This window comes from Phenylobacterium soli (assembly GCF_003254475.1).
GTDB classification, from domain to species: domain Bacteria; phylum Pseudomonadota; class Alphaproteobacteria; order Caulobacterales; family Caulobacteraceae; genus Phenylobacterium; species Phenylobacterium soli.
Genome location: NZ_QFYQ01000001.1, coordinates 2,491,613 through 2,515,046 on the forward strand (window position 1 = coordinate 2,491,613; position 23,434 = coordinate 2,515,046).

The following is a 23,434-nucleotide window of genomic DNA, read 5'->3' on the forward strand; positions in this document are numbered from 1 at the left end:
CCTGATGGGACAATCAGGGCAGGCTCTTGTCGTCGCTTCGGGGGTACGGGCGAGTATGAAAGGCGAGACTGTGACGCGGGCCGACCTTTGCGAGGCGGTCCACGAAGAAGTGGGCCTCACGCGCCAGGATTGCGGCGAGCTGGTCGAGCGCGTGCTCGAGCTCATGGCCCAGGCGCTCGAGCAGGGCGAGCAGGTCAAGCTCTCCGGCTTCGGCGTCTTCCAGGTGCGCGCCAAGCGCGCCCGGATGGGCCGCAATCCCAAGACGGGCGAGCCCGCCGCCATCGAGCCGCGCCGGGTGATCGGCTTCCGCGCTTCCCAGGTGATGAAGGCGCGGGTCGACCAGGCGCTGTCGCGGTGAGGACCCGCTAGCGCCGTGGCCAAGGGGCCGGAAGCCTTCCGGACGATCTCCGAGGCGGCCGACGAGCTGAACGTGCCGCAGCATGTGCTGCGCTTCTGGGAAACCAAGTTCACCTTCATCCGGCCCATGAAGCGGGCCGGCGGCCGGCGTTTCTACCGCCCGGCCGACATCGCCGTGCTCAAGGGCGTGCGCCGCCTGCTGCACGACGAGGGCTACACGATCAAAGGCGTCCAGCGCCTGCACCGCGAGGAGGGGCTCCGCCGCCTCGTCGCCGCCGGGGAGGGTCAGTCGCTGGCCGCCCCCGTCGCCGGGCCGGAGCCGCAGCCGGGCGGCCTCGGCCTCGGGTCGTCCCCGCTCACCGACGGCGCCCGCGACCGCCTGGCCGAGATCCTCGCCGAGCTCGAGGCCACCAAGGCCCGGCTGGACGGCATCCTGAAGCAGTAGGGAAATCTCGCCGCCGGGCCGCTGGTCGGAGCGACAGGATTCGAACCTGCGACCCCTTGACCCCCAGTCAAGTGCGCTACCAGGCTGCGCCACGCTCCGCGAGGCCCAGGCGGCGAGGCGGGTCTTCTAGCGAGTTCCGGTGCGGCGGCAAACGCTAAAATGCAGGGGCTTCAGCGTCCCCGGTTCATCCAACTGATCAGCGGCAGCAGCGGCACGCCCCAGAGCACGCCGGCGAGGCCGAAGTAGATCACCTGGAAGGCCCAGTGCTTGGGGATCCGGTCGCCCAGCGTCGCCACCACCGCCACGTAGGCGGTGAGGAAGGCCAGGATGCCGACCATGCCGATCAGCTTGCGGACGCGCGCGCTCATGAGAAACCCCTCGTCCGCAGGCTCATAACGGGTGACGGCCGGCGGCGGAAGCATGGACGCGGCCACGACGCGGGTGTAGCGGGGCGCCTAATCGCCACAATTGGCCCTATAGCCCAGTTCATGACCTCGTTCCTGCGTTCCGACCGCTCGCGCGCGGTGGCCGTCTGGCTGTTCGCCGTCGCGGCCCTGGTCACCGCCATGGTGGTGGTGGGCGGCGCGACCCGGCTCACCGGCTCGGGCCTGTCGATCACCGAGTGGAAGCCGATCAAGGGCGTCATCCCGCCCCTGAACCCGGCCGAGTGGCAGGCCGAGTTCGTCCGCTACCAGCAGATCCCCCAGTACAAGCTCCTCAACCGGGGCATGAGCCTCTCCCAGTTCCAGTCGATCTACTGGTGGGAGTGGTCGCACCGCCTGCTCGGGCGCGCGATGGGCATGGTCTTCTTCGTGCCATTCGTCTGGTTCCTGATCCGCCGCGAGGTCTCGCGCCGGCTCGCCTGGCGGCTCGGCGTCCTCTTCCTGCTGGGCGGGCTGCAGGGCTTCGTCGGCTGGTGGATGGTGGCGAGCGGCCTGGCCGACCGGGTCTATGTCGCGCCGGAGCGGCTGATGCTGCACCTGGGCCTCGCCTTCGCCCTGCTGGGGGCGCTGGTCTGGACGGCGCTCGACGCCGAGGCCGGCTGGGCGCGCCAGACCCTGCCCAGCCCCTGGGGCGGCCGGGCCCTGTGGCTGGCGGGCCTCATCTACCTGCAGGTGCTCCTCGGCGCCCTGGTGGCCGGCAACCACGCGGGCCTGATCTACAACGACTGGCCGCTGTTCAACGGCCGGCTGCTGCCCGACGCCTATGCGGGGCAGGGCCTCTGGGCGACCCTCGCCCACAGCCAGGGCGCGGTGCAGCTCCACCACCGTCTGCTCGCCTATCTCGTGCTGGTCCTGGCGGTCGCCATGGGGGTCTCGGCCTGGCGCTCCAGCTACCTGGCGCGTGACGCCAAGATCCTCGGCCTCGTCCTGATGGGCGCGGTGATCCTCCAGGCGCTGCTCGGCATCGCCACCCTGATGGCCGCCGTGCCCCTGGCGCTGGGCATGATCCACCAGCTGATGGCCGCCATCACCTTCTGCCTCGCGATCGCCTTCGCCTGGCGCGTACGGCGCATCTAGGGCCCGACGAACGCCCAGGGAACGGGCGGGCCCCGCCGAGTCCGAAAACGCGGGATCGCTGTCATTGCCGCCGCGCGGGCGCCGCGACCACAGTCCAGCCGACCACGGGTCAGGGGGACTTCGACATGCGAATTCAGGGCAGGGCGCTCGCCGCGGGGCTTGCGGCGGCGATGATCGGCAGCGTGGGCCTGGCGGCGTTCGCGGCCGGGCCGGAGCAGCCGGCGGGCGAGGGGCCGCGCTACACCGCCGACGGCCGGCTGGAATTCCCGGCCGACTACCGCGATTGGGTCTATCTCAGCACCGGCATGGACATGGCCTACGTCGAGGGTTCGTCCAACCCGGACATGCACATGCTCGACAACGTCTTCGTCGGCCGCGGCGCCTACGCGGCCTTCCAGAAGACCGGGACCTGGCCGGACAGGACCATGTTCGTGCTGGAGGCGCGCCGCGCCGTGCAGAAGGGCTCTATCAACAAGCGCGGCCATTTCCAGGCGGAGCGGATGGCCACCGAGGTCCACGTCAAGGACACGACGCGCTTCAAGGACACCGGCGGCTGGGGTTTCTTCGGCTTCGGCGGCAGCGAGACCGCCGCGCCCAAGATGCCGGCCCAGGTCGCCTGCTACGCCTGCCACGAGGCGCACGGGGCGGTGGACACCACCTTCGTCCAGTTCTACCCGACGCTCCTGCCGCTGGCGCAGGCGAAGAAGACCCTCAGCGCCGGCTATCTGAAGGACGAAGCCGGGCGGTAGAGGTATCATATTACCGCTATTAAAAAGATCAGTTTTTTCAATCACCTGATCCGAATTGCGGATTGGCGTGTTGACAGGCGTTCGCGACCCCGGCATATGCCCGCGCTCACGTCGGGGCGGCCTCGTCCCGAACAGCTATACGGACGCCAATCCCATGATGAAGACCACGGCTTCGCTGAAGCCCGCCGAGGTCGAGAAGAAGTGGATCGTGATCGACGCCAAGGACGCCGTGGTCGGCCGCCTTGCCTCGTTCATCGCGATGCGCCTTCGCGGCAAGCACCGGCCCGACTACACCCCGCACGTGGACTGCGGCGACTTCGTCGTCGTGCTCAACGCCGACAAGGTGAAGTTCACCGGCAAGAAGGCCACCAACGAAGTCTACTACTGGCACACGGGCCACCCGGGCGGCGTCAAGCAGCGCACCCCGGCGCAGATCCTCGGCGGCAAGTACCCCGAGCGCGTGCTGCAGAAGGCCGTGGAGCGCATGCTGCCCAAGGAAAGCCCGCTCGCCCGCAAGCAGATGACGCACCTGCGCATCTACACCGGCGACACGCATCCCCATGAGGCGCAGAACCCTGAGACCATCGCGTTCGCCGATCTGAACGCCAAGAACGTGCGGAGCGCGTAAGAGCGATGTCGGAAACCCCGAACACCGAAGCCACCGGCTTCGACGCCCTGAAGGGCATGGGCACGCAGGCGTCCGAGACGGTCGTCCGCGAGCCGAAGATCGACGCCCAGGGCCGCGCCTACGCGACCGGCAAGCGCAAGAACGCCGTCGCCCGCGTGTGGATCAAGCCGGGCAAGGGCTCCATCACCATCAACGGCCGGGACCAGGAGATCTACTTCGCCCGTCCGGTGCTGCGCATGATGATCGCCCAGCCGCTGCAGATCGCCGATCGCCTCGGCCAGTTCGACGTCGTCGTCTCGGTGGAAGGCTCGGGCCTCTCGGGCCAGGCCGGCGCCGTTCGTCACGGCATCGCCAAGGCGCTGACCTACTACGAGCCGGGCCTGCGCTCGGTCCTCAAGCCGCACGGCTTCCTGACCCGCGACCCGCGCGTCGTCGAGCGGAAGAAGTACGGCAAGGCCAAGGCCCGACGCAGCTTCCAGTTCTCGAAGCGCTAACCGCGCGCGACAACTCGCGTTTCGGAAAGGGCGCTTCGGGCAACCGAGGCGCCCTTTCTCTTTCCGGGCTCCTTCCCGCCTTCTCCTTCCGGACCAGGTTTCATGGCTCACTCAGTCTTCATCGACGGCGAGGCCGGCACGACCGGCCTGCAGATCCGGCAACGGCTCGAGGCGCGGCGCGACATCCGCCTGGTCTCGATCGATCCGGACAAGCGCAAGGATGCGGCTGCCCGCGCCGAGCTGCTCAACAGCGCCGACGCGGTGATCCTGTGCCTGCCGGACGACGCCGCCCGCGAGGCGGTGGACCTGATCACCGAGAGCCACGTGCGGGTGGTCGATCCCTCCACCGCCCACCGGATCGCGCCCGGCTGGACCTTCGGCTTTCCCGAGCTCTGCGCCGGCCAGCGCGAGGCGGTCACCGCCTCCAAGCGGGTCAGCAATCCGGGCTGCTACTCCACGGGTTTCATCGCGCTCGTCCGGCCGCTAGTCGACGCCGGGATTCTGCCGCCGGCGCATCCGGTCGTCTGCAACGCCATCTCCGGCTACTCAGGCGGCGGCAAGGGCCTGATCGCCGAGATGGAGGGCGCGGCGCCCGAAGGGACCTCCGACGCCTACCGCACCTACGGCCTGACCCTCGCCCACAAGCATGTGCCGGAGATGCAGCTGCGCACCGGCCTCGACCATCCGCCGCTGTTCGCCCCGTCGGTGGGCCGCTACGCCCAGGGCATGATCGTCGAGGTTCCGCTCCAGCTCTGGGCTCTGCCCGGCGCGCCTGAGCCCGAGGACCTGCGCCGTGCGCTCGCCGCTCACTATCAGGGCGAGCGGTTCGTCGAGGTCGCCTCCGAGGCCGAGTGCGCCGAGCTGGCCAGCGCCCGCGCCGGCGCGGCCGGCTATGTCGCCGGTCTCGATCCCGAGGCCCTGAACGGCACGAACCAGCTCAAGCTCTTCGTGTTCGGCAACGCCGCCCGCGGCCAGGCCCGGCTGGTGGCCCTGCTCGACAATCTCGGCAAGGGCGCCTCCGGCGCCTGCGTGCAGAACCTCAACCTGATGCTCGGCCTGCCGGAGGGCGCGGGGCTCTGAAGTCTGGTGTAACCTTCGGGCTCGTCCTTGCGTATTCCAAGGCATGAGCCCGATGGACCGTCGATCCTTCCTCCTCGCCACCGCCCTCGCGGCCGCCGCGCCTGCGGCCCTGGCCGCCGACCGCTACGCCGCCTCGCCGTGGCGCAAGCTGTCCGACGCCGACTGGAAGAAGCGCCTCTCGCCGGAGGCCTACGAGGTGCTGCGCCAGGAGGGGACCGAGCGTCCCTTCACCAGCCCGCTGCTTCGCGAGCACCGCAAGGGGACCTTCGTCTGCGCCGGCTGCGGCCTGGCGCTCTTCAAGTCCGAGTGGAAGTTCGAGAGCGGCACCGGCTGGCCGAGCTTCTACACCGAGATCCCCGGCGCGCTCGGCAAGAAGGTGGACAAGGGCCTGCCGTTCGAGGTGCGCACCGAATACCACTGCGCCCAGTGCCTGGGGCACCAGGGCCACGTCTTCAACGACGGGCCCCGGCCCACAGGCCTGCGCTACTGCAACGACGGCGTCGCCCTCAGGTTCGTGCCGGCTTAGGGCCGGGCGGGGGAGAGGGAGAAGGCGAGGGGCTCGGCGAGGCCGAGACGCCGTCGTCCGGGGCGCTGTCGTCCTGGCGGATCTCCCCGGAGCCGGAGACATGGCTCTCCAGCCGCTTCGGATGGCTGAGGAGGTCGATGTCGCCGGAGCCGGAGATGTCGAGCTTGGCCCAGGACTTCGGCGCCACCTTGGCCTCGCCCGACCCGGAGATGTTCACCTCCGCGCCCTCGGCGCCGAGACCCGAGAGGTCCGCCTCGCCCGAGCCCGAGATGGAGAGCCGGGCGACGTTCGCCTTGCCGGCCACGACCGCGCTGCCGTCGCCGTTGATGTGCAGGGCCAGGAGGTCCTGCTTGTAGCCGCGCACCTCCAGGTGGGCCTCGCCGTTGATCGCGAAGTCGGTGATCTTCGGTGCGGTGATCTCCAGGGTGAGGTCGTCGCCGTCGTAGCTCGAGCGGTCGAAGCGGATCTCGCCGTTGTTGATGACCAGGTGGTCGAGCGCCTCCTTCGGGCCGCGCGCCACCACCTTCGCCGGCCCTTCGGCCTGGGTGAAGACCACATGGCCCGGCACGTCGATGGCCAGCTTCTCGCCGTTGGCCAGGGCGAAGGTGCGGCTCGCCCCGTCGGGCCCGGAACGGCTGGCGCTCCAGCCGTCGTGCATCTCCACGTGATGGGCGAACCAGCCGTCGTCGCTCCAGCTCCAGACCCCCCGCTCGATGGCTTCGGGACCGGCCATGCCGACGGCGACCGACAGGCACACCGCCGCCAGCAGGAAGCCGGAGACGGCGATCATGACGAGGGTGCGGATCATGCGACGTCCCCTTTGACTTGCGGTTCCAGCGCCGGCTGCAGCAGCCGGTAGTGCAGGCGGCCGTACCAGACGAGCGCGTTGACCAGGCCGATGGTGACGATGGTCAGCACCGCCCCGACCGAGGTCGCCGCGGCCATCAGCCCAAGGCCGCCCAGCAGGGCCGCGCCGGCCCCGCCGGGCAGGTCCGCGAACGGTCCGGCCGCGAACAGGGCGCCGCCGGCGAAGAACACCGCCACCGCCGCCACGCCGACGCCGATGATCGTCCCCGCCACGCCCATCAGGATCGGCAGCAGGACCATGATGTCGATGGCGCCGAGGCCGAGCACGGCGAACACCGCCGCTCCGGCCGAGGAGGCGTTGCGCTCCTCTTCCCAGCGCTTGAGGCCGTGCTCGGCGCGCAGCTCGCGGGCCAGCCGCGAGGGATCGCCCAGCGCGGCCGCCACCTCGGCCTCGGACCGGCCGGCGGCCTGTCCCTCGGCGAAGTGGGTCTCGTAGTCGGCCAGGATGTCGGCCTGGGTCTGAGCGGGCAGGCCGCGCAGGCCCTCCCGCAGCCGGGCCATGAAGGCCTGACGGGTCATTTCGCCCCTCCAAGGATGGTTTCGACGGCCTTGGAGAACGAGCCCCAGGCCGCCTTCTGCGAGGTGAAGCTCGCGCGGCCGGCTTCGGTGAGCCGGTAGTACTTGCGCGACGGTCCGGACGGGCTCTCCTCGAGATAGGTCTCGACGAGGCCTTCGGCCTGCAGCCGCCGCATCAGCGGGTAGATGGTGCCTTCGCCCATGCCGATGTCGTCGGCGAGGCGCGCGGCGATCTCATAGGCGTAGCTGTCGTGCTGGGAGAGCAGCGCCAGGACGCAGAGGTCGAGGACGCCCTTCTTCAGCTGGATTTCGATGCCTTCGGGCACGGGTCTTGTCTCCTTGCCGAGCCAAGAGGTACGGCAAGGTAGTGGGCGATGCAAGGTAGCTGGCATTAAACCTTAGTAAGGTTCGCCCCGACGCCGCCCGGCCGCGGCGATTAAACCTCTGTCATGACGGAGCTTTAACTCGCGCCGGCGAGCGCGGCCGTGGCAACTCCGCGCCGTGCGCTGGGGGGCGCCAAGGGAGAGCCACTTGCTTCGACACCTCATTCTCGCTGCGGCCATCGCCGCCGCGCCGGCCGCAGCCTTCGCCGGCGACCTGACGCCCGAGGCGGCCCGCGAGGTCACCGACCAGATCATCGCGGGCATGGACACCTACATCGACCCGGCCGTCGCCGCCCGGGTCCAGGCGAGCCTGCGGGCCCATCGCGAGGACTACGCCGGGCTCGGCAGCCGCGAGGCCTTCGCGGCGGCCGTCTCCAAGGACCTCTACGCCGCCTCCCACGACGGCCACCTGAAGGTCTCCCTCAAGACCCTCGAGGCGACGCGCGCCGCCGCCCTGACCCCGGAGCAGGAGGAGCTCGCCGACCAGCGCGCCGCCTACGGCCTGTCCACCGTGCGCCGCCTGCCGGGCAATATCGGCTACCTGAAGCTCAGCTATCTCGAGAACGGCGAGGCGGGCGCCCGGCTGGTGGACACGGCTCTGGGCCTGCTGCGCCACACCGACGCCCTGATCATCGACCTGCGGGAGAACCGCGGCGGCGGCGGCCGCGCCGACGAGGAGATCATCGGCCACCTGGCGGGCAAGCCGATTCCGATGGCCAGGATCACCTGGCGCAATCCCGACGGGACCACCACCGTCGACCAGCGCGAGGCGGCGCGGCCCGCGGGCGGACCGCTCTATCCCGACAGGCCGGTGTTCGTGCTCGTCTCGCACAAAACCTTCTCGGCCGCCGAGGAGCTGGTCTACGACCTCAAGGCCTCCGGCCGCGCCGTCATCGTCGGCGAAACCACCGGCGGCGGGGCCAATCCGGCCAACCGTCCCGTGCCGCTCGGCTACGGCCTGCGCGTCTTCATCCCCAACGGCCACGTGGAGCACCCGCTGACCCACGCCAACTGGGAGGGCGCGGGCATCGCGCCGGACGTGCCGGTCTCGGTCGACCAGGCGCTGGTCGAGGCCTACGGCCGCGCCCTCAAGGCCGCCAGGCCGCTGGTCGCCACGCCGGCGAGCGAGAAGGAGCGGGCGGCGGCGATCGCCGACCCCAGGGCCGCGCTGATCGCCGACCAGTCGCTCTAGCTCTTCACCTTCACATATTCGCCGGGCGCATCGCCGAGGGGCTCGAGCGTGCCCCTGGCCGGATCGCGGGCGGGGACCTGGCGGCCGGACCTCGCCTTCAGCCACTCGATCCAGTGCGGCCACCACGAGCCGGGATGCTCCACCGCCTGGCCCTGCCACTGCTCGATCGTCTCGGGCAGGCCCTGGCAGGTCCAGTGCTGGTACTTCTTCGCGTCCGGGTGGTTGACCACCCCGGCGATGTGGCCCGAGCCGGCCATGGTGAAGGTCACCGGCCCGCCGAACAGCCGCGCGCCCTTGTAGACCGAGCGGGCAGGGGCGATGTGGTCCTCCTTGGAGGACTGGACGTAGATCGGGACCTTCACGTCCCTGAGGTTCAGCCGGATCCCGTCCAGCTCCAGCTCGCCCTTCGCCAGGGCGTTCTCGCCGTAGAACTTGCGCAGGTAGAACAGGTGCAGCCGCTTGGGCATCCGCGTCTGGTCGGAGTTCCAGAACAGCAGGTCGAACGGCTTCGGCTCCTTGCCGAGCAGGTAGTTGTTCACGAAGAACGACCAGATCAGGTCGTTGGCCCGGAGCGCGTTGAAGGTGTCGGCCATGGTCTGGCCCGACAGCACCCCGCCGCCTTCGTCCATCTTCTGCTCGAGATCCTTCAGCCAGTCCTCGCTGGTGAAGAGGAGCAGGTCGCCGGCCTCGGAGAAGTCCTGCTGGGCGGCGAAGAAGGTCGCCGAGGCGATCGGGTTCACCTTCTTGGCGGCCATGTGCGCCAGGGCGGAGGAGAGCAGGGTGCCGCCGATGCAGTACCCCACGGTGTTCACCGAGCTGGTCCCGCACTGCTCCATGGCCGCGGCCACGCCGGCGTAGATGCCCTCGCGCATGTAGTCCTCGAAGGACTTCTCGGCGAGGCGCGCGTCGGGGTTCACCCAGGAGGCGACGAACACAGTGATCCCCTGGCTCGTCAGCCACCGGATCATCGAGTTCTCGGGGCGCAGGTCGAGGATGTAGTACTTGTTGATCCAGGGCGGGAAGATCACCAGCGGGATCTCGAACACCGTCTCGGTCGTCGGCGAGAACTGCAGCAGCTCGATGATGTCGTTGCGGAACACCACCTTGCCCGGCGCGGTGGCGACGTTCTCGCCGATCTTGAAGAGATCGTAGTCGGTCTGGGCGATGGAGAGCTGGCCGCCGCCGCGCTCCAGGTCGGCCATGAAGTTCTCCATGCCGCGCACCAGGCTCTCGCCGCCGGTGGCCGCCAGCTCCTTCAGAGCCGCCGGGTTGGAGGCCAGGAAGTTGGTCGGCGCGAAGGCGTCGGTGAGCATCTTCATGAAGAACTCGACCCGGCGCTTGTCCATCGGGTCGACACCCTCGACGCCCGCCACCAGGCCGTTCAGCCAGTTGGAGGTGAGCAGGTAGCTCTGCTTGATCACGTCGAAGACCGGGTTGGCGCTCCAGTCCGGATCGGCGAAGCGCTTGTCGCCGCGCGCCGGCTCGGCCACCGGGGCCGGGGTCTCGCCGGCCATCCGCCGGGCGGCCGACTGCCAGAGGTCCATGTAGCGCGAGAAGAGGTCCGCCTGGGCCCGCATCAGCTTGTCGGGCTGGGCGGCGATCCGGCTCATCACCTCACCGAGCGCCGGCCCGACGTGGAACGGGTCGGGGGTCAGGGCGGCCGGTCGCTCGGCGCTCTTCAGGGCCATCTCGGCGATCGCGCCCTGGGCCGCCATGGCCGCGCGCGCCAGGTTGGTGGAGAGCACTTCGATCTGCGCCCGCTGCTCGGCGGTGAAGGCCGCGCCCTCGGCGGCGGCCCCCGAATTGGCCCCCGAATTGGCCCCCGAATTGGCCCCCGAATTGGCCCCCGGATTGCCCTCCGGATTGGCCCCCGGATTGCCCTCCGGATTGGCCCCCGGCGGGCCGTCCTTCTGCGCTGCGGTTTCCGGCTGGACGGTCTCGGCGCTCGCCGGCTTGCCCTTGGCGGCCGCCTTCCGGCCGGCCTTGGCCCCATCCTTCTTGCGGGGCGGGGCTGAGGTCTGATCGGTCATCGAGACGCCTTTCGAGGGACGCGACCGCGCACGCCCTTTCACCGAACGCGATCATGGCATAAGAGCAAGGCGGAAATGTATGCGCCAGCGCGACTTTTTTCGATTCGGCGGCCGGCCCGCCCGACCGCAGCCCAGATCGTGAGCATGATCGCGGGCGCCGGCGCCTGCGCGGTGCTCGGCGGCTGCGCGGGCAACCCCTTCCAGGACGCCAAGGTCGATCCGGCCTCGCCCGTGGCCGCCGAGGTGGCCAAGGTGGCGCATGCCAACCGCGCCTATCCGACCTTCGCCTCGATCCCGCCCGCGCCCAAGGACGTGCGTCCGGCCGGCCAGTACGGCCGCCAGGCCAAGGCCGTGGAGCAGGAGCGCGCCCAGCTCGAGCAGGACACCGCGCCGCAGACCTGGTCGCTCGGCGGCACCGAGGGCTTCGCCGCCCAGGCTCGTCGCGAGGCCGGCAGCGAGGCCGCGCCCCAGGAGAGCGGCGAGGCCGCCGCCTTCGCAAATTCGCAGCGGAAGCGAGCTACACCGCCTCCGCCGCCCCAAAGATAGGGCCCGCGGAGGCTGATTTTCCTCGAACCACGGCTTGGCTGACTCCGGCCCGGAGTCTATCCATGCGCCGACTTTTCCTAGGCTCCCATCAGCCGCACTGGGCATTTTGCGGCGCCAGAGCTTTCAGATGACTCCGGAATTCCACCGTATCCGCCGCCTCCCGCCTTACGTGTTCGAGGAGGTCAACCGCATCAAGGCCCGCCTGCGCGGCCAGGGTGTGGACATCATCGACTTCGGCATGGGCAACCCCGACATGCCGACGCCGAAGCATATCGTCGACAAGCTGATCGAGACCGCCCGCGACCCCAAGGCCGGCCGCTACTCGGCCTCCAAGGGCATCGCCGGCCTGCGCAAGGCCATGGCCGGCTACTACGGCCGCCGCTTCGGCGTGAAGCTCGATCCCGACCGCGAGGTCATCGCCACCCTGGGCTCCAAGGAAGGGTTCGCCAACCTCGCCCAGGCCCTGACCGCGCCGGGCGACGTCATCGTCTGCCCGAACCCGGCCTATCCGATCCACGCCTACGGCTTCATCATGGCCGGCGGGGTGATCCGACACGTGCCGGCGCCGAGCCCCGAGGAATACCTCTCCGGCATCAGCCGGGCGGTGAAGCACTCCGCGCCGCCGCCGAGCGTGCTGATCGTCTCCTATCCGTCCAACCCGACGGCCCAGTGGGTCGACCTCGACTTCTATCGCGAGGTCGTGGCGCTGGCGAAGAAGCACGAGATGCTCGTGCTCTCCGACATCGCCTATTCGGAGATCTACTTCGACGACAACCCGCCGCCCTCGATCCTCCAGGTCGAAGGCGCCAAGGACATCGCGGTCGAGGTCAATTCGCTCTCCAAGACCTACGCCATGGCCGGCTGGCGCGTCGGCATGGTGGTCGGCAACGAGCGCATGTGCGCGGCCCTGGCGCGGGTGAAGTCCTACCTCGACTACGGCGCCTTCACGCCGATCCAGGTGGCGGCCGCCGCGGCGCTGAACGGCCCGCAGGACTGCGTCGACGAGATCCGCGGCATCTACAAGAAGCGCCGCGACACTCTGGTGGACGCCATGAAGCGGGCAGGGTGGGACATTCCCGCCCCGCCGGCCTCGATGTTCGCCTGGGCGCCTCTGCCGGAACAGTACAGGGAGGCCGGCTCGATGCTGTTCTCCAAGCTGCTGATCGAGGAGGCTGGCGTCGCCGTCGCGCCGGGCATCGCCTTCGGCGAGTACGGCGAAGGCTATGTGCGCATCGGCCTTGTCGAGAACGAGCAGCGCATCCGTCAGGCCGCGCGCAACGTGAAGAAGTTCCTGGCCAACGCCGACGACATCCTCGGCCGGGCCCACAACACCCTGGCGGCGCAATGACGGACAAGGTTTGGCGCATCGGCGTCGCGGGCCTGGGCACGGTCGGCACGGGTCTGCTCAAGTTCATCGCCGAGCGCCCGGACTTCGCCCCGGCCGGTGGGCGGGTGGCGGTCAGCGGCGTTTCCGCGCGCTCGCGCTCGCGTCCGCGCCCGGTCGACATCTCGAACCTCGCCTGGTTCGACGACCCGGTGGCCCTCGCCAACTCGCCGGACGTCGACCTCTTCGTCGAGCTGATCGGCGGCTCCGACGGCCCGGCCAAGGCCGCGGTCGAGGCGGCCCTGCGCGCCGGCAAGCCGGTGGTCACCGCCAACAAGGCCCTGATCGCCGAGCACGGCGCCGAGCTCGCCGCCACCGCCGAGGAGACCGGCGCGCACCTGCTGTTCGAGGCCGCCGTCATGGGCGGCACCCCGGCGGTGAAGATGCTGCGCGAGGCCATGGTCGGCGACGAGATCAAGTCGGTCGCCGGCATCCTCAACGGCACCTGCAACTACATCCTGACCGAGATGGAGGCGACCGGCCGCTCCTTCGCCGATGTGCTGGCCGAGGCCCAACGCCTTGGCTACGCCGAGGCCGACCCGACCATGGACGTCGGCGGCTTCGACGCCGCCCACAAGATCTCCATCCTGGCCGCGCTCGCCTTCGGCTGCGCGCCGAACTTCGCCGCCGCCGAGATCGAGGGCATCGAGCAGGTCGACCTGCTCGACATCCGCATGGCCAAGGACCTCGGCTACCGCATCAAGCTGGTGGCCTCGGCCGACCGCTCCGAGGACGGGGTGCTGGTGCGCGTCCATCCCTCGCTCGCCCCGCTCAACCATCCGCTGGCCCAGGCCGGCGGGGCGCTGAACGCCCTCTTTATCGAGGGGACGCGGATCGGCCGCATCTTCCTGCAGGGGCCGGGCGCGGGCTCCGGCCCGACCGCCGCCGCGGTCGCCGCCGACATCGCCGACGTCATGGCCAACGCGCGCCGTCCGGTGTTCCAGGGGCCGGCCAAGGCCCTGGCGCCCTTCACCCCGGTGGACCCCGCCAAGAGCATGGGCCGGGCCTATCTGCGCTTCCTGGTGAAGGACGAACCCGGCGTCATCGCCGCGGTGTCGGAAACCTTGGCCGAGGCGGGAGTTAGTATCGAGAGCTTCCTGCAGAAGCCGGTCGAGAACGCAGACGGGGTTCCGATCGTCCTCACCACCCATGCAGTGGCCGAATCCGTGCTGAAGGCCGCCATCGATCGCATCGCGGGTCTGCCCGCGGTCATCGACCGGCCCCGGCTGTTGCGCATCGCGCGCATTTGACAAACTGAGACACCGGGCGCGCAGGCGCCCGATCGCTGGGAGACGCGTAAGAGATGGGTTCTGAAGTTCTGGATCGCAGCCTCGTGCTGGACGCCGTGCGCGTCGTCGAGATCGCGGCCATCGCGGCCTACGACCTGGCGGGGCGGGGCGACGAGAAGGCGGCCGACCAGGCGGCGGTGGACGCCATGCGCACCGCCCTGAACGACCTCGACATCGACGGCGAGATCGTCATCGGCGAGGGCGAGCGCGATGAAGCGCCCATGCTCTACATCGGCGAGAAGGTGGGCCGCGGCGGCAAGACCAAGATCGACATCGCCCTCGATCCGCTGGAAGGCACGACGCTCACGGCCAAGGCCATGGCCAACGCCCTGGCGGTGATGGCCTGGGCGCCCAAGGGCACCCTGCTCAACGCCCCCGACACCTACATGGACAAGATCGCCTGCGGTCCGGGCTTCCCGGCGGGCGTCATCGACCTCGACAAGACCCCCGCCGAGAACGTCCAGGCGATCGCCAAGGCCAAGGGCGTGCAGCCCACGGACATCACCGTCTGCGTGCTCGACCGTCCGCGCCACGCCGAGATCATCGCCAGCCTGCGTGAGGTCGGCGCCCGCGTGCACCTGATCACCGACGGCGACGTCGCCGGCGTCATCAACACCGCCGACCCGACCACGGGCATCGACATGTACGTCGGCCAGGGCGGCGCGCCCGAGGGCGTGCTGGCCTGCGCGGCGCTGAAGTGCGTCGGCGGCCAGTTCCAGGGGCGCCTGGTGTTCCGCAACGCCGACGAGCGCGCCCGCGCCGCCCGCGTCGGCATCACCGACCTCGACAAGAAGTACGACCTGCACGAGATGGTTCGCGCCGACGCGATCTTCGCCGCCACGGGCGTGACCAAGGGCGCGCTGCTCGACGGCGTCACCTTCAAGGACGGCTTCGTCTGGACCCACACCCTGGTCATGAACTCCGCCACCCGCACGGTGCGCGAAGTTCGCATGAAGCGCCCGGTCTGAATTCCTCCTTCCGATCTTTCTCCCGCAAGGGTCGAAGAACGGGGGCGTACGTCCGAACCTGACGCAGGCTGCGGCTAATCCTCCGCGTGGCTGGCGACTCGTCGCCGGCAGGCCGATAGTGGCCCTTCGGTGCGAGGGGGCAGGGTGGCGGACGGCGCAGGACATCTCGACGGTTATCTCGGCGTCGGCCGGTCGCTCAGCGGCCGGGCCTGGCGCGAGCGCGCCGCCGACGCCGACACCGTGCGCCGCCATCAGCTCGCCCTCGGCCTCTCCGAGCCCCTGGCCCGCGCCCTGGCCGCCCGCGGCATCGCCGACGGGGCGGGCGACACCTACCTCAATCCCACGCTCAAGGCGCTGTTCCCCGATCCGTCGAGCTTCGCCGACATGGACCGCGCCGCGGCCATCCTGGTGGACGCGCTCGAGCGCAAGCGGCCGATGGTCGTCTTCGCCGACTACGACGTGGACGGCGCCTCCTCGGCCGCTCAGCTCGTCCGCTGGTTCCGCAGCCTCGGCCACGAGCTGCCGATCTATGTCCCCGACCGCATCACCGAGGGCTACGGCCCGTCGCCCGCCGCCTTCCGCCGCCTGAAGTCCGAGGGGGCCGAGCTCGTCGTCACCGTCGACTGCGGGGCCGCCGCCCACGACGCGCTGGCCTGCGCCGCCGAGATCGGCCTCGAGGTGGTGGTGATCGACCACCACCTGATGCGCGGCGAGGAGATCCCCGCCGTCGCCGCCCTGGTGAACCCCAACCGCCCGGACTGCGTCTCCGGTCAGGGTCACCTGGCCGCGGCCGGCGTCACCTTCGTCCTCCTGGCGGCTCTGAACCGCGAGGCACGCCGCCGCGGCCTGTTCGGCGAGGACCGGGCCGAGCCCGACTTGCGCACCTGGCTCGACCTCGCCGCCATGGGCGCGATCTGCGACGTCACCCAGCTCACCGGCTTCAACCGCGCCCTGGCCGCCCAGGGGCTGAAGGTGATGTCCGCCTGGCGCAATCCGGGCCTGAAGGCGCTGATGGACGTCGCCAAGGGGCAGGGGGCCGCCTCCACCTTCCACGTCGGCTTCATCCTCGGCCCGCGAATCAACGCCGGCGGCCGCATCGGCCGCGCCGACCTCGGCGCCCGGCTGCTCTCCACCGACGATCCGGAGGAGGCCGCCGCGCTCGCCACCGAGCTCGACGCCCTCAACGCCTCCCGCAAGGAGGTCGAGAAGGAGGTCCAGGAGGCCGCCGTGCGGATGATCGAACAAGCCTCCAACTTCGCCGACGCGCCCTGCCTGCTGGTCGCCCAGGACGACTGGCACCCGGGCGTCATCGGCATCGTCGCCGGCCGGCTGCGCGAGCGCTACCGCAAGCCGGTGATCGTCGTCGGCGTCGACCGCGCCGCCAACGTCGGCAAGGGATCGGGGCGCTCCCAGCCGGGGGTGAACCTCGGCCGCGCGGTCCAGGCGGCCTACGACGAGGGCCTGCTGCTGGCCGGCGGCGGCCACGCCATGGCCGCCGGCCTCTCGGTGCGCCCTGACGCCATCCCGGAGCTGCGCGAGTTCCTCTGCGCCCGCCTCAAGGACGAGCAGGACGCCGCCGCCGCCGAGGACGGGCTGGAGATCGACGCCCTGGTCACCACCCGCGCCTGCGACCGCGCCCTCTGGAGCGACTTCCAGCGCCTCGCCCCCTTCGGCCCGGGCAACCCCGAGCCGCTGTTCGCCGCCGCCAACGTCCGGGTCGAGCGGCCCATGGCGCTGAAGGGCGGCCACGTGCGCTGCACCCTGACCGACGGTTCGGGCGGCAAGCTCAAGGCCGTGGCCTGGCGGATGGGCGACACCGAGGCCGGCCGCCGCCTCCTCCAGGAGGGTGGGGCGGTGCATGTCGTGGGGCGTCTGAAGCCGGACGACTGGCAGGGTCGTCAGGGCGTTGAACTGGAGATCGAGGACGTCGCCGACCCGCGCCGGATCGAGCTCTCGAATTAAGCCTCGCAGGGGGTCTTGCGCCCCTCCGGGAAGGCCGATATAGAGCCGCCCTCGCGTCACGCGGTCCCTTCGTCTATCGGTTAGGACGTCAGGTTTTCAACCTGAAAAGAGGGGTTCGACTCCCCTAGGGACTGCCACGCGATCCTCAAAAGGCAGCTGTCTCTCCGGCAGGCTGCCTTTTTGCGCACCTGAAATTCCGATTGACGCGCCTCTCCTTACGAGAACAGTGTTATACTTGGCCAAGTAGTCGGCCGAGGGGCAGATGGCGGGTTACGAATTCGACCAGGTGGAAGCGGTTGCGATCGCGCTGCGCATCACCGGGCGCGTCAAGTGGTTCGACGCAGGGAAGGGCTATGGGTTCGTCGTTCCTGACGATCCCAGCCAGACCGATCTGAAGGACGTGCTGCTGCACGTCACCTCGCTGCGCAATTGCGGGCGCGAGCACGCCCTCGAGGGCTCCCTCATTACCTGCGACGTGGTCCGCCGGCCCAAGGGCTGGCAGGTTTCTGAGGTCGTCGACCTCGACGAGAGCGTCGCCACTCCGCCGGCCGAGCGTCGGCCGCGCGAGCCGCGCGACGGCGTCGCCCTCGGCGCCCGCCCGGCGCGCCGTCCCCTGCAGGCCACCGGTCCCAGCGAGCGGGCCAAGGTGAAGTGGTTCAACCGCACCAAGGGCTACGGCTTCGTGGTGCGCGACAACGAGCCCGGCGACATCTTCGTGCACATCGAGACTCTGCGCCGCGCCGGCATGGAGGACCTCCAGCCGGGCGAGGACGTGGTGGTGCGCTTCGCCGAGGGGCCCAAGGGTCTTGTTGTCGCCGAGATCGCGGCGTCTGATCTCGACTGAGATTCGCGCCCGCTCGGAGCCTTCCTTGCCCCATCGATCCGTGACCGGCCGGCGTCCGTGGCTGGCGCTTGGCCTCGTCCTGGCCCTCACGGCGCCCGCCGCCACCGCCGCCCATGCCGAGATCGGCCGCCAGGGCCCCGGCCGCTGCGTCGGCCAGCCGGTGCTGAAGCCCCTGCAGCCGCTGGTCATCCGCACCGCGCGCGGGCCGGCCCGGTTCCTCGTCGAGATGGCCGACACGCCCCGAAAGCGCGAGTTCGGCCTGATGTGCCGCAAGCACCTCGCCGCCGACCGCGGCATGCTGTTCGACTTCCAGGTCCCCTCGGACGACGTCGCCTTCTGGATGCGCAACACCCTCATCGGCCTCGACATCGTCTACATCCGTCCCGACGGCACGATCCTCTCGATCGCCCGCGACGCCCGGCCGCTGGACGAGACGCCGATCGCCGCCGGCGGCACGATCCGCGCCGTGCTGGAGCTGCGCGCCGGCCGCGCCGCCGAGCTCGGCCTGCGCCCCGGCGACCGCATCGAGCACCGGATCTTCCCCCGGTGAGCGCCGACGCCGAACAGATCCCGCCGCCGCCCGAAGGTTTCGTGAAGGCCGAGGGGCGGGGGCTCTTCTCCACCCACAACGGCCCCTATTTCCACCGCCTCTCCTACGGCCCCCTGGTCGAGCAGGCCTTCTGGTCGCTGCCGCGCCACTGCAACGGCGTCGGCATCGTCCACGGCGGCATGCTCTCGGCGTTCATGGACGGGGTGCTGGCCGGGGCGGTCTGGAAGGGCGCCCGGAAGCGGGCGGTGACCATCCACCTCTCCATCGACTTCCTGCACATGGCCCGGGCCGGCGACTGGATCCACGGCGAGGCCCGGCTGACCCGCGCCACGCGTGACGTCGCCTTCGCCGAGGGCCGCGCCTATGTCGGGACCCACGACGTGGTCCGCGCCTCCGGCGTGTTCAAACTGATGGGCGATTCCCGGCCCTAGCCGCCGACGGCGAGCCTGGCGATCAGGCTCGCGCCGGCGACCATGCCGGCGGCGATCAGCGCCAGCCGCACCCGCTCGCCGTGCTCGTCCCAGAACTTCGCCCGCGCGCGCTTCTTCCGCTGCGCGGTTCTCAAGCGCCGTTCGCCCATGCTTCGCCCGCCCCCAGGCTATGTCGTCTGGCCGACACAATGCGGCGCCGCCGGCGCGCCTGTCCACTGCCGCCGCGCCGGTTTGCGCTTGGCCGAAAAGGCCTATATCGCAGGCCGTCCGGCGAGATCGGGGCGTAGCGCAGTCTGGTAGCGCATCTGCTTTGGGAGCAGAGGGTCGCAGGTTCAAATCCTGCCGCCCCGACCATCGCTGAAGAGGCCGCCTCTGGAAACCGCGCCGCGGTCTCTGCTAAGTGGGCGTCGCCTGGGGGAATCTCCGGCGAGATTTGGGATCAGACATGCTCGCGCGCATCTTCCGCCCCGCCAAGACCGCCATGCAGTCCGGCAAGGCCAAGAGCCAGGACTGGGTGCTGGAGTTCGAGCCGCGCGAGGCCAGACGTCCCGATCCGCTGATGGGCTGGACCCAGACCGGCGACACCGCCTCCAGCCAGGTGCGGCTCTCGTTCGAGACCAGGGACGAGGCGATCCGCTACGCCGACCACCACGGCATCGCCTTCCAGCTGATCGACCCCAAGCCCGCGAAGCGGATCATCAAGGCCTACGCCGACAACTTCGCGTTCGGCCGCAAGCAGCCCTGGACGCACTGAGTCCGGGTCGTGCGCCCGTAGCTCAACCGGATAGAGCATCCGCCTTCTAAGCGGACGGTTGCAGGTTCGAGTCCTGCCGGGCGCGCCAATTCCGAGGGCCTCGGCGTTCAGGCCGCATCCGAGAACGCGCCGCCGTCGGTGAGCCGCGCCGCCTGCGCCATCTCGGCGAACCGGCCGCCGCTCGCCACCAGGCTCTCGAACGTCCCGCGCTCGACGATGCGGCCCTTCTCCAGGACGAGGATCAGGTCGGCGTCCATCACCGTGGAGAGACGGTGGGCGATGATGAAGGTCGTGCGGCCCTGCGCCGCCGCGTCCAGCGCCTGCTTCACCTTGGCCTCGGTGACCGTGTCGAGGGCGCTCGTCGCCTCGTCGAGGATCAGGATCGGCGCGTCCTTGAGGATCGCCCGGGCGATGGCCAACCGCTGGCGCTCGCCGCCGGAGAGGAGCTGCCCCCGCTCGCCGATCACATAGTCGAGCCCGCCCGGCTTCTCCTTGACGAACTCCCAGGCCTGGGCCGCCTCCAGCGCGGCGGTCAGCTCCGCCTCGCTGGCCCCCGGCCGGGCGAGCCGCAGATTGTCGGCGATCGAGCGGTTGAAGAGGCCGGCGTCCTGGAACACCACCCCGATCGCCTGGCGCAGGGAGGCCAGGGTGAGGCGGCGGATGTCGCGCCCGTCGATGCGGATCTCGCCGAGGTCCGGGTCGCGCAGCCGCTGCATCAGCGCCATCATCGTCGTCTTGCCGGCCCCCGAATGGCCGACCAGGGCCACGGTCGCGCCCGCCGGCACCTCGAGGCTGACGTCGAACAGGCCAAGCTCGGCCTCCTCGACGATCCAGTGGCTGACCCGCTCGAACGCGATCTGCCCCCTCACGTCCTCCAGCGCCTCGGCGTCCGGCCGGTCCGGCGAGCCCGGCCGCTCGTCCACGAGGTCGAAGAAGTTGCGCATGGCCGGAGCGTTGCGCACCACGCCGGAGATCGAGCCCGACAGGGTGTCGAGCCGGCCGATCAGCAGGCCCGCGAAGCCGCCGAACGAGACGATCTCGCCCAGGCTCGCCCGCCCGTGCTGGGCCAGCCAGGCGCCGACCCCGAAGATCGCCACCAGCGCCAGGGTCGAGGCCGCCCGCGTCAGCACCGTCAGCACCCCATACCAGCGGATCACCGGGAAGAGCGCCTTCAGGAGGTCGCCGGTCAGGGCCTGCAGGGCCGCGGTCTCGCTCTTCAGGTTGGCGTAGGCCTGCACCACCGGCACGTTGGAGATCACGTCGCCCAGCCGCCCGTAATAGGCCTGGGCCTCCTCGTTCACACGCTGCTGGCCGGTCTCGGTCTTGCGCATGACGAGCAGGTTGGCGGCCACATAGACCACCGCCAGCGCGGCGAGGACGCTGGCCATCGCCACGTTCATCGAGAAGGCCACCGGGAACAGCAGCGCCAGGGCGAAGATCGCCGGCAGCTGCTCGCGCATGAAGCCCAGCAGCAGCTGGAACAGGGCCTCGCCGCCGGCGAACACCACCTGCATCAGCTTGCCTGTGCCCCGCGCCGAGACCCGCGCGATCGGCAGGGTGATGGCGTTGTCGAAGGCCCGCGTCATGGCCGCAAGGCGCCGCCGGTGCGCGATACGGTCGGCGAACACCGAGGCGGTCACACCGGCCGCGACCGAGATCACCGAAAGGCTCGCCCAGGCGGCGATGTAGCGCCACACGTGCCCGCCCGGCTGGGCCAGCGCCCCGATCACCTTGCCGAACAGGATCGGGTCGAGCAGCGCCAGCGCGCCCAGCGCCAGGTTCGCCGCCATCACCAGGATGGCCGCGCGGGCTTCGGTCCTCAGCTGGCTGAGGCCGCGGGCGTAGGCGGTGGCGAGCAGCATGGATCCAGGTCGGCGAACCGCGGCGCGCGGCGCGCCGAATGTGGGCCAGCCGACATCCGGGCCCAATGACCTCAGCCGTCCGGAAGGCTGCGGCCTGTTGAAGCATGGCCGCTCGCCGGCTAGGTCGGCGTGCGGTCCGCCGCGAGCCGGAACACCGCGTCGGCGCGCGGCGGCATCTCCTCGAGAATCCAGCGTGTCAGCCGCTCGTAGTGGGCGACGAAGCGGCCGATCTGGCCCGGCGCCATGCCGCCGCCGGTGCGCTCGCGCAGCTTGGCCTCCTGCTCCTCGCGCCAGGCGGCCACGGTCTCGAACCCCGGCGCGGCGAGCAGCGCCAGCCGGTCGAGGCGGGCGAACAGCGGGGCGTAGGCGCCGGCGAGCGCCGTGTTGACGAAGCCGCGCCAGCGGCCGTCCGGGTCCTCGTCGCGCTCCAGGGCGTTCACCGGCGCCGCCAACGCCTCTTGGGGCTGTGGCCGCGCCCCGACGCACCAGCCCTCGAACAGCACCACGTCCACCGGACCCTGCGCCACGTCCCAGTCGGCCGCCGGCCTGCGCTCGTCGGCGGCCTTGTCGAAGCGGGGCAGGGGAACAGGGCCCGCCCGCGCCAGCGCCGCCAGCGTCGCCACGCCCAGCGCCGGATCGTGCGTTCCCGGCGGGCCGCGGGTGATCAGCAGCGGATGGACCTCATGCGCCAGGCGGGCGCGCTCGGCCCGCGGCAGGTAGAGGTCATCCAGCGACAGCACCGCGGCGCTCAGCCCATCCTCCGCCAGCAGCGCCTTGACCGCCATGGCCAGGGTCGACTTGCCCGAGCCCTGCGCGCCGCAGATCCCGACCACGACGCTGCGGCCGTTCGCCCGCCGCGCCTCGGCCGCCGTCGCGGCCAGCGGCCGCGCCACGCGCTCCACTGTTTCGCGGTAGCGGTCGGGAAGGCCCTCCGCGGCCAGGAAGTCGTCGAGCCAGGCCATCCGCCCCCAAACGCCCGCCGGGCCTCGGGGGGCGTGCGCATCAGCCCCCGCTGTAGCCGCCGATGATCGGCAGGATCTCGCCGGTGATGTAGCTCGACATCTGGGGGGAGGCCAGGAACACATAGGCCGGGGCGATCTCCTCCGGCTGGGCCGGCCGCTTCATCGGCGTCTGCGACCCGAACTGGGCCACCTTGTCGGCCTGCTTGTCGGCCGGGTTCAGCGGCGTCCACACCGGCCCTGGAGCCACGCAGTTCACCCGGATCCCCTTCTTCAGCAGCGAGGTGCCGAGCGATCGGGTGAAGGCGTGGATGCCGCCCTTGGTCATTGAGTAGTCCAGCAGGTCCTCATTGCCCATGATGCCGGTCACCGAGCCGGTGTTGATGATCGCCGAGCCCGGCTTCAGGTGCGGCACGGCCGCCTTGGCCATGTGGAAATAGCCGTAGAGGTTGGTCTTCACCGTCCGGTCGAAGTGCTCTTCGGTGATCTCCTCGAGCCCGCCGGTGTGCTCCTGGAAGGCGGCGTTGTTGACCAGGATGTCGAGCTTGCCGAGCGCCTTGACGGTGTCCTCCACCGCCGCCTTGGCGAAGTTCGGGTCGGCCACGTCGCCGCTCAGCAGGATAGCGCGCCGGCCCTCCTTCTCGACGGCCTCCTTGGTCAGCTCGGCGTCCTCGTGGCTGTCGAGATAGGCGATGGCCACGTCCGCGCCTTCGCGGGCGAACAGGGCCGCCACCGCCCGGCCGATGCCCGAGTCCGCGCCGGTGATCAGCGCCACCTTGCCCTCCAGCTTGCCGGAGCCCTTCCAGTAGGGCGCATCCCACAGGGGCTTCAGCTCAAGGTCCGCCTCGCGGCCGGGCTTCTCCAGGTGCTGCTTGGGAAAGGGCGGGACCGGATATTCGCGCGCGCCGGTCTGCGGCGGCTTCTCCTGCTCCTCGTGCGGCGCGAAGGAGCGCTGCTCCTTCTCGTCGATCCGGTGCTGGATCTCGCGCTCTTCGCGGGCGGCCCTCTCGGCGCCGTCGCCGAACGCGCCGTGCGGATCGGTGCTGCTCATGGTGTCACCCTCTGGCTTCGTCTGCCGCGCAATCGCCCGGCCGCCTC

The 23,434-nt window shown here is 70.6% G+C and carries 26 protein-coding genes, 4 tRNA genes and 2 pseudogenes; 21 read left to right on the forward strand and 11 right to left on the reverse strand.

Translation table 11 applies throughout. From position 1 onward, the window contains the following. The first annotated feature begins 55 nt into the window (after positions 1-55). A complete protein-coding gene (locus DJ017_RS12370) occupies positions 56-358 on the forward strand; it encodes an integration host factor subunit alpha (protein ID WP_111529002.1) in 303 nt (100 codons plus the stop codon). A gap of 15 nt (positions 359-373) precedes the next feature. Further along, entirely contained in the window at positions 374-802 is a 429-nt protein-coding gene (locus DJ017_RS12375; protein ID WP_111529003.1) for a MerR family transcriptional regulator, read from the forward strand. 22 nt (positions 803-824) lie between these two features. Here the strand turns inward: DJ017_RS12375 and DJ017_RS12380 are convergent. Both DJ017_RS12380 and DJ017_RS12385 read right to left on the reverse strand, forming a co-directional pair. Further along, positions 825-901, reverse strand: a tRNA-Pro gene (locus tag DJ017_RS12380). Positions 902-972: 71 nt separating this feature from the next. Then, complete coding sequence (locus DJ017_RS12385) at positions 973-1,170, reverse strand: DUF2842 domain-containing protein (RefSeq protein WP_227000126.1); 198 nt, start codon at positions 1,168-1,170, stop codon at positions 973-975. 120 nt (positions 1,171-1,290) lie between these two features. Between DJ017_RS12385 and DJ017_RS12390 the strand changes: the two genes are divergently transcribed. The 6 genes from DJ017_RS12390 (at position 1,291) to msrB (ending at position 5,799) form a co-directional block, all read left to right on the forward strand. Next, positions 1,291-2,322 carry a COX15/CtaA family protein gene (locus DJ017_RS12390; RefSeq protein WP_111529005.1) on the forward strand — a complete coding sequence of 344 codons (1,032 nt, stop codon included), beginning with the start codon at positions 1,291-1,293 and terminating at the stop codon, positions 2,320-2,322. A 125-nt stretch (positions 2,323-2,447) separates the two neighbouring features. Further along, on the forward strand, positions 2,448-3,071 hold the full coding sequence (locus DJ017_RS12395; protein ID WP_227000127.1) for a cytochrome P460 family protein: 624 nt from the start codon (positions 2,448-2,450) through the stop codon (positions 3,069-3,071). A 154-nt stretch (positions 3,072-3,225) separates the two neighbouring features. Continuing rightward, complete coding sequence (rplM, locus tag DJ017_RS12400) at positions 3,226-3,699, forward strand: 50S ribosomal protein L13 (protein ID WP_111529007.1); 474 nt, start codon at positions 3,226-3,228, stop codon at positions 3,697-3,699. Positions 3,700-3,704: 5 nt separating this feature from the next. After that, complete coding sequence (gene rpsI / locus DJ017_RS12405) at positions 3,705-4,193, forward strand: 30S ribosomal protein S9 (RefSeq protein WP_111529008.1); 489 nt, start codon at positions 3,705-3,707, stop codon at positions 4,191-4,193. Between the two features lie 102 nt (positions 4,194-4,295). Continuing rightward, positions 4,296-5,273 (forward strand): N-acetyl-gamma-glutamyl-phosphate reductase, encoded by a 978-nt coding sequence (gene argC / locus DJ017_RS12410; RefSeq protein WP_111529009.1) that lies wholly within the window; start codon positions 4,296-4,298, stop codon positions 5,271-5,273. A gap of 52 nt (positions 5,274-5,325) precedes the next feature. Then, entirely contained in the window at positions 5,326-5,799 is a 474-nt protein-coding gene (gene msrB / locus DJ017_RS12415) for a peptide-methionine (R)-S-oxide reductase MsrB (protein ID WP_227000128.1), read from the forward strand. Here the strand turns inward: msrB and DJ017_RS12420 are convergent. The 3 genes from DJ017_RS12420 to DJ017_RS12430 are packed head-to-tail and all read right to left on the reverse strand — an operon-like array spanning position 5,780 to position 7,508. Next, complete coding sequence (locus tag DJ017_RS12420; protein WP_111529011.1) at positions 5,780-6,607, reverse strand: GIN domain-containing protein; 828 nt, start codon at positions 6,605-6,607, stop codon at positions 5,780-5,782. The genes msrB and DJ017_RS12420 overlap by 20 nt on opposite strands. Beyond that, positions 6,604-7,185: a DUF1700 domain-containing protein gene (locus DJ017_RS12425; RefSeq protein WP_111529012.1), complete on the reverse strand. Its 582-nt coding sequence runs from the start codon at positions 7,183-7,185 to the stop codon at positions 6,604-6,606. The genes DJ017_RS12420 and DJ017_RS12425 overlap by 4 nt, the downstream gene beginning before the upstream one ends. Then, positions 7,182-7,508 (reverse strand): PadR family transcriptional regulator, encoded by a 327-nt coding sequence (locus DJ017_RS12430; RefSeq protein WP_111529013.1) that lies wholly within the window; start codon positions 7,506-7,508, stop codon positions 7,182-7,184. The genes DJ017_RS12425 and DJ017_RS12430 overlap by 4 nt, the downstream gene beginning before the upstream one ends. A gap of 205 nt (positions 7,509-7,713) precedes the next feature. Here DJ017_RS12430 and DJ017_RS12435 point away from each other — a divergent pair, with 205 nt between their 5' ends. Next, positions 7,714-8,757 carry a S41 family peptidase gene (locus DJ017_RS12435; protein WP_111529014.1) on the forward strand — a complete coding sequence of 348 codons (1,044 nt, stop codon included), beginning with the start codon at positions 7,714-7,716 and terminating at the stop codon, positions 8,755-8,757. Here the strand turns inward: DJ017_RS12435 and phaC are convergent. Next, positions 8,754-10,787 (reverse strand): class I poly(R)-hydroxyalkanoic acid synthase, encoded by a 2,034-nt coding sequence (phaC, locus tag DJ017_RS12440; protein ID WP_227000129.1) that lies wholly within the window; start codon positions 10,785-10,787, stop codon positions 8,754-8,756. The two genes, DJ017_RS12435 and phaC, sit on opposite strands and share 4 nt — an antisense overlap. 144 nt (positions 10,788-10,931) lie before the next feature. On the opposite strand from phaC, the gene DJ017_RS12445 reads away from it, so the two are divergent. The 9 genes from DJ017_RS12445 to DJ017_RS12485 all read left to right on the forward strand — a co-directional run bounded on the left by DJ017_RS12445 (position 10,932) and on the right by DJ017_RS12485 (position 18,761). Beyond that, positions 10,932-11,333 carry a hypothetical protein gene (locus DJ017_RS12445; protein WP_133255453.1) on the forward strand — a complete coding sequence of 134 codons (402 nt, stop codon included), beginning with the start codon at positions 10,932-10,934 and terminating at the stop codon, positions 11,331-11,333. 127 nt (positions 11,334-11,460) lie between these two features. Beyond that, positions 11,461-12,681 (forward strand): LL-diaminopimelate aminotransferase, encoded by a 1,221-nt coding sequence (locus DJ017_RS12450; protein WP_111529016.1) that lies wholly within the window; start codon positions 11,461-11,463, stop codon positions 12,679-12,681. Continuing rightward, the gene (locus tag DJ017_RS12455; protein WP_111529017.1) at positions 12,678-13,967 is read left to right on the forward strand and encodes a homoserine dehydrogenase; all 1,290 of its coding nucleotides are present in this window, start codon (positions 12,678-12,680) and stop codon (positions 13,965-13,967) included. The genes DJ017_RS12450 and DJ017_RS12455 overlap by 4 nt, the downstream gene beginning before the upstream one ends. 53 nt (positions 13,968-14,020) lie before the next feature. Then, positions 14,021-14,974: a class II fructose-bisphosphatase gene (gene glpX / locus DJ017_RS12460; RefSeq protein WP_111529018.1), complete on the forward strand. Its 954-nt coding sequence runs from the start codon at positions 14,021-14,023 to the stop codon at positions 14,972-14,974. A gap of 144 nt (positions 14,975-15,118) precedes the next feature. Beyond that, positions 15,119-16,936 carry a single-stranded-DNA-specific exonuclease RecJ gene (recJ, locus tag DJ017_RS12465; protein ID WP_111529019.1) on the forward strand — a complete coding sequence of 606 codons (1,818 nt, stop codon included), beginning with the start codon at positions 15,119-15,121 and terminating at the stop codon, positions 16,934-16,936. Positions 16,937-16,998: 62 nt separating this feature from the next. Further along, positions 16,999-17,073 (forward strand) — tRNA-Glu (locus DJ017_RS12470). Between the two features lie 125 nt (positions 17,074-17,198). Beyond that, positions 17,199-17,780: a cold-shock protein gene (locus DJ017_RS12475; protein ID WP_111529020.1), complete on the forward strand. Its 582-nt coding sequence runs from the start codon at positions 17,199-17,201 to the stop codon at positions 17,778-17,780. Positions 17,781-17,805: 25 nt separating this feature from the next. Continuing rightward, the gene (locus DJ017_RS12480; RefSeq protein ID WP_111529021.1) at positions 17,806-18,330 is read left to right on the forward strand and encodes a DUF192 domain-containing protein; all 525 of its coding nucleotides are present in this window, start codon (positions 17,806-17,808) and stop codon (positions 18,328-18,330) included. Further along, positions 18,327-18,761, forward strand: a complete 435-nt coding sequence (locus DJ017_RS12485) for a PaaI family thioesterase (RefSeq protein ID WP_111529022.1) — start codon at positions 18,327-18,329, stop codon at positions 18,759-18,761. Before DJ017_RS12480 ends, DJ017_RS12485 begins: the two co-directional genes overlap by 4 nt. Here the strand turns inward: DJ017_RS12485 and DJ017_RS20395 are convergent. Beyond that, positions 18,758-18,895 (reverse strand): hypothetical protein, encoded by a 138-nt coding sequence (locus tag DJ017_RS20395; RefSeq protein ID WP_165830612.1) that lies wholly within the window; start codon positions 18,893-18,895, stop codon positions 18,758-18,760. The genes DJ017_RS12485 and DJ017_RS20395 overlap by 4 nt on opposite strands. A 143-nt stretch (positions 18,896-19,038) precedes the next feature. Between DJ017_RS20395 and DJ017_RS12490 the strand changes: the two genes are divergently transcribed. The 3 genes from DJ017_RS12490 (at position 19,039) to DJ017_RS12500 (ending at position 19,603) form a co-directional block, all read left to right on the forward strand. Beyond that, positions 19,039-19,115 (forward strand) — tRNA-Pro (locus DJ017_RS12490). Between the two features lie 91 nt (positions 19,116-19,206). Continuing rightward, positions 19,207-19,515, forward strand: coding sequence for an ETC complex I subunit (locus tag DJ017_RS12495; RefSeq protein WP_111529023.1), 309 nt, complete (start codon positions 19,207-19,209; stop codon positions 19,513-19,515). A gap of 11 nt (positions 19,516-19,526) precedes the next feature. Further along, positions 19,527-19,603, forward strand: a tRNA-Arg gene (locus tag DJ017_RS12500). 19 nt (positions 19,604-19,622) lie between these two features. Here the strand turns inward: DJ017_RS12500 and DJ017_RS21075 are convergent. From DJ017_RS21075 to DJ017_RS12515, 4 genes and pseudogenes are all read right to left on the reverse strand, one after another. Next, positions 19,623-19,898, reverse strand: a pseudogene (locus DJ017_RS21075) (hypothetical protein); the annotation flags it as partial. Further along, positions 19,884-21,377 (reverse strand): annotated as a pseudogene (locus DJ017_RS12505) (ATP-binding cassette domain-containing protein); the annotation flags it as partial. The pseudogenes DJ017_RS12505 and DJ017_RS21075, both read right to left, overlap by 15 nt. A 119-nt stretch (positions 21,378-21,496) precedes the next feature. Further along, on the reverse strand, positions 21,497-22,339 hold the full coding sequence (locus tag DJ017_RS12510; protein WP_111529025.1) for a kinase: 843 nt from the start codon (positions 22,337-22,339) through the stop codon (positions 21,497-21,499). 40 nt (positions 22,340-22,379) lie between these two features. Beyond that, positions 22,380-23,387, reverse strand: a complete 1,008-nt coding sequence (locus DJ017_RS12515; RefSeq protein WP_111529026.1) for an SDR family oxidoreductase — start codon at positions 23,385-23,387, stop codon at positions 22,380-22,382. Between the last annotated feature and the right edge of the window lie 47 nt (positions 23,388-23,434).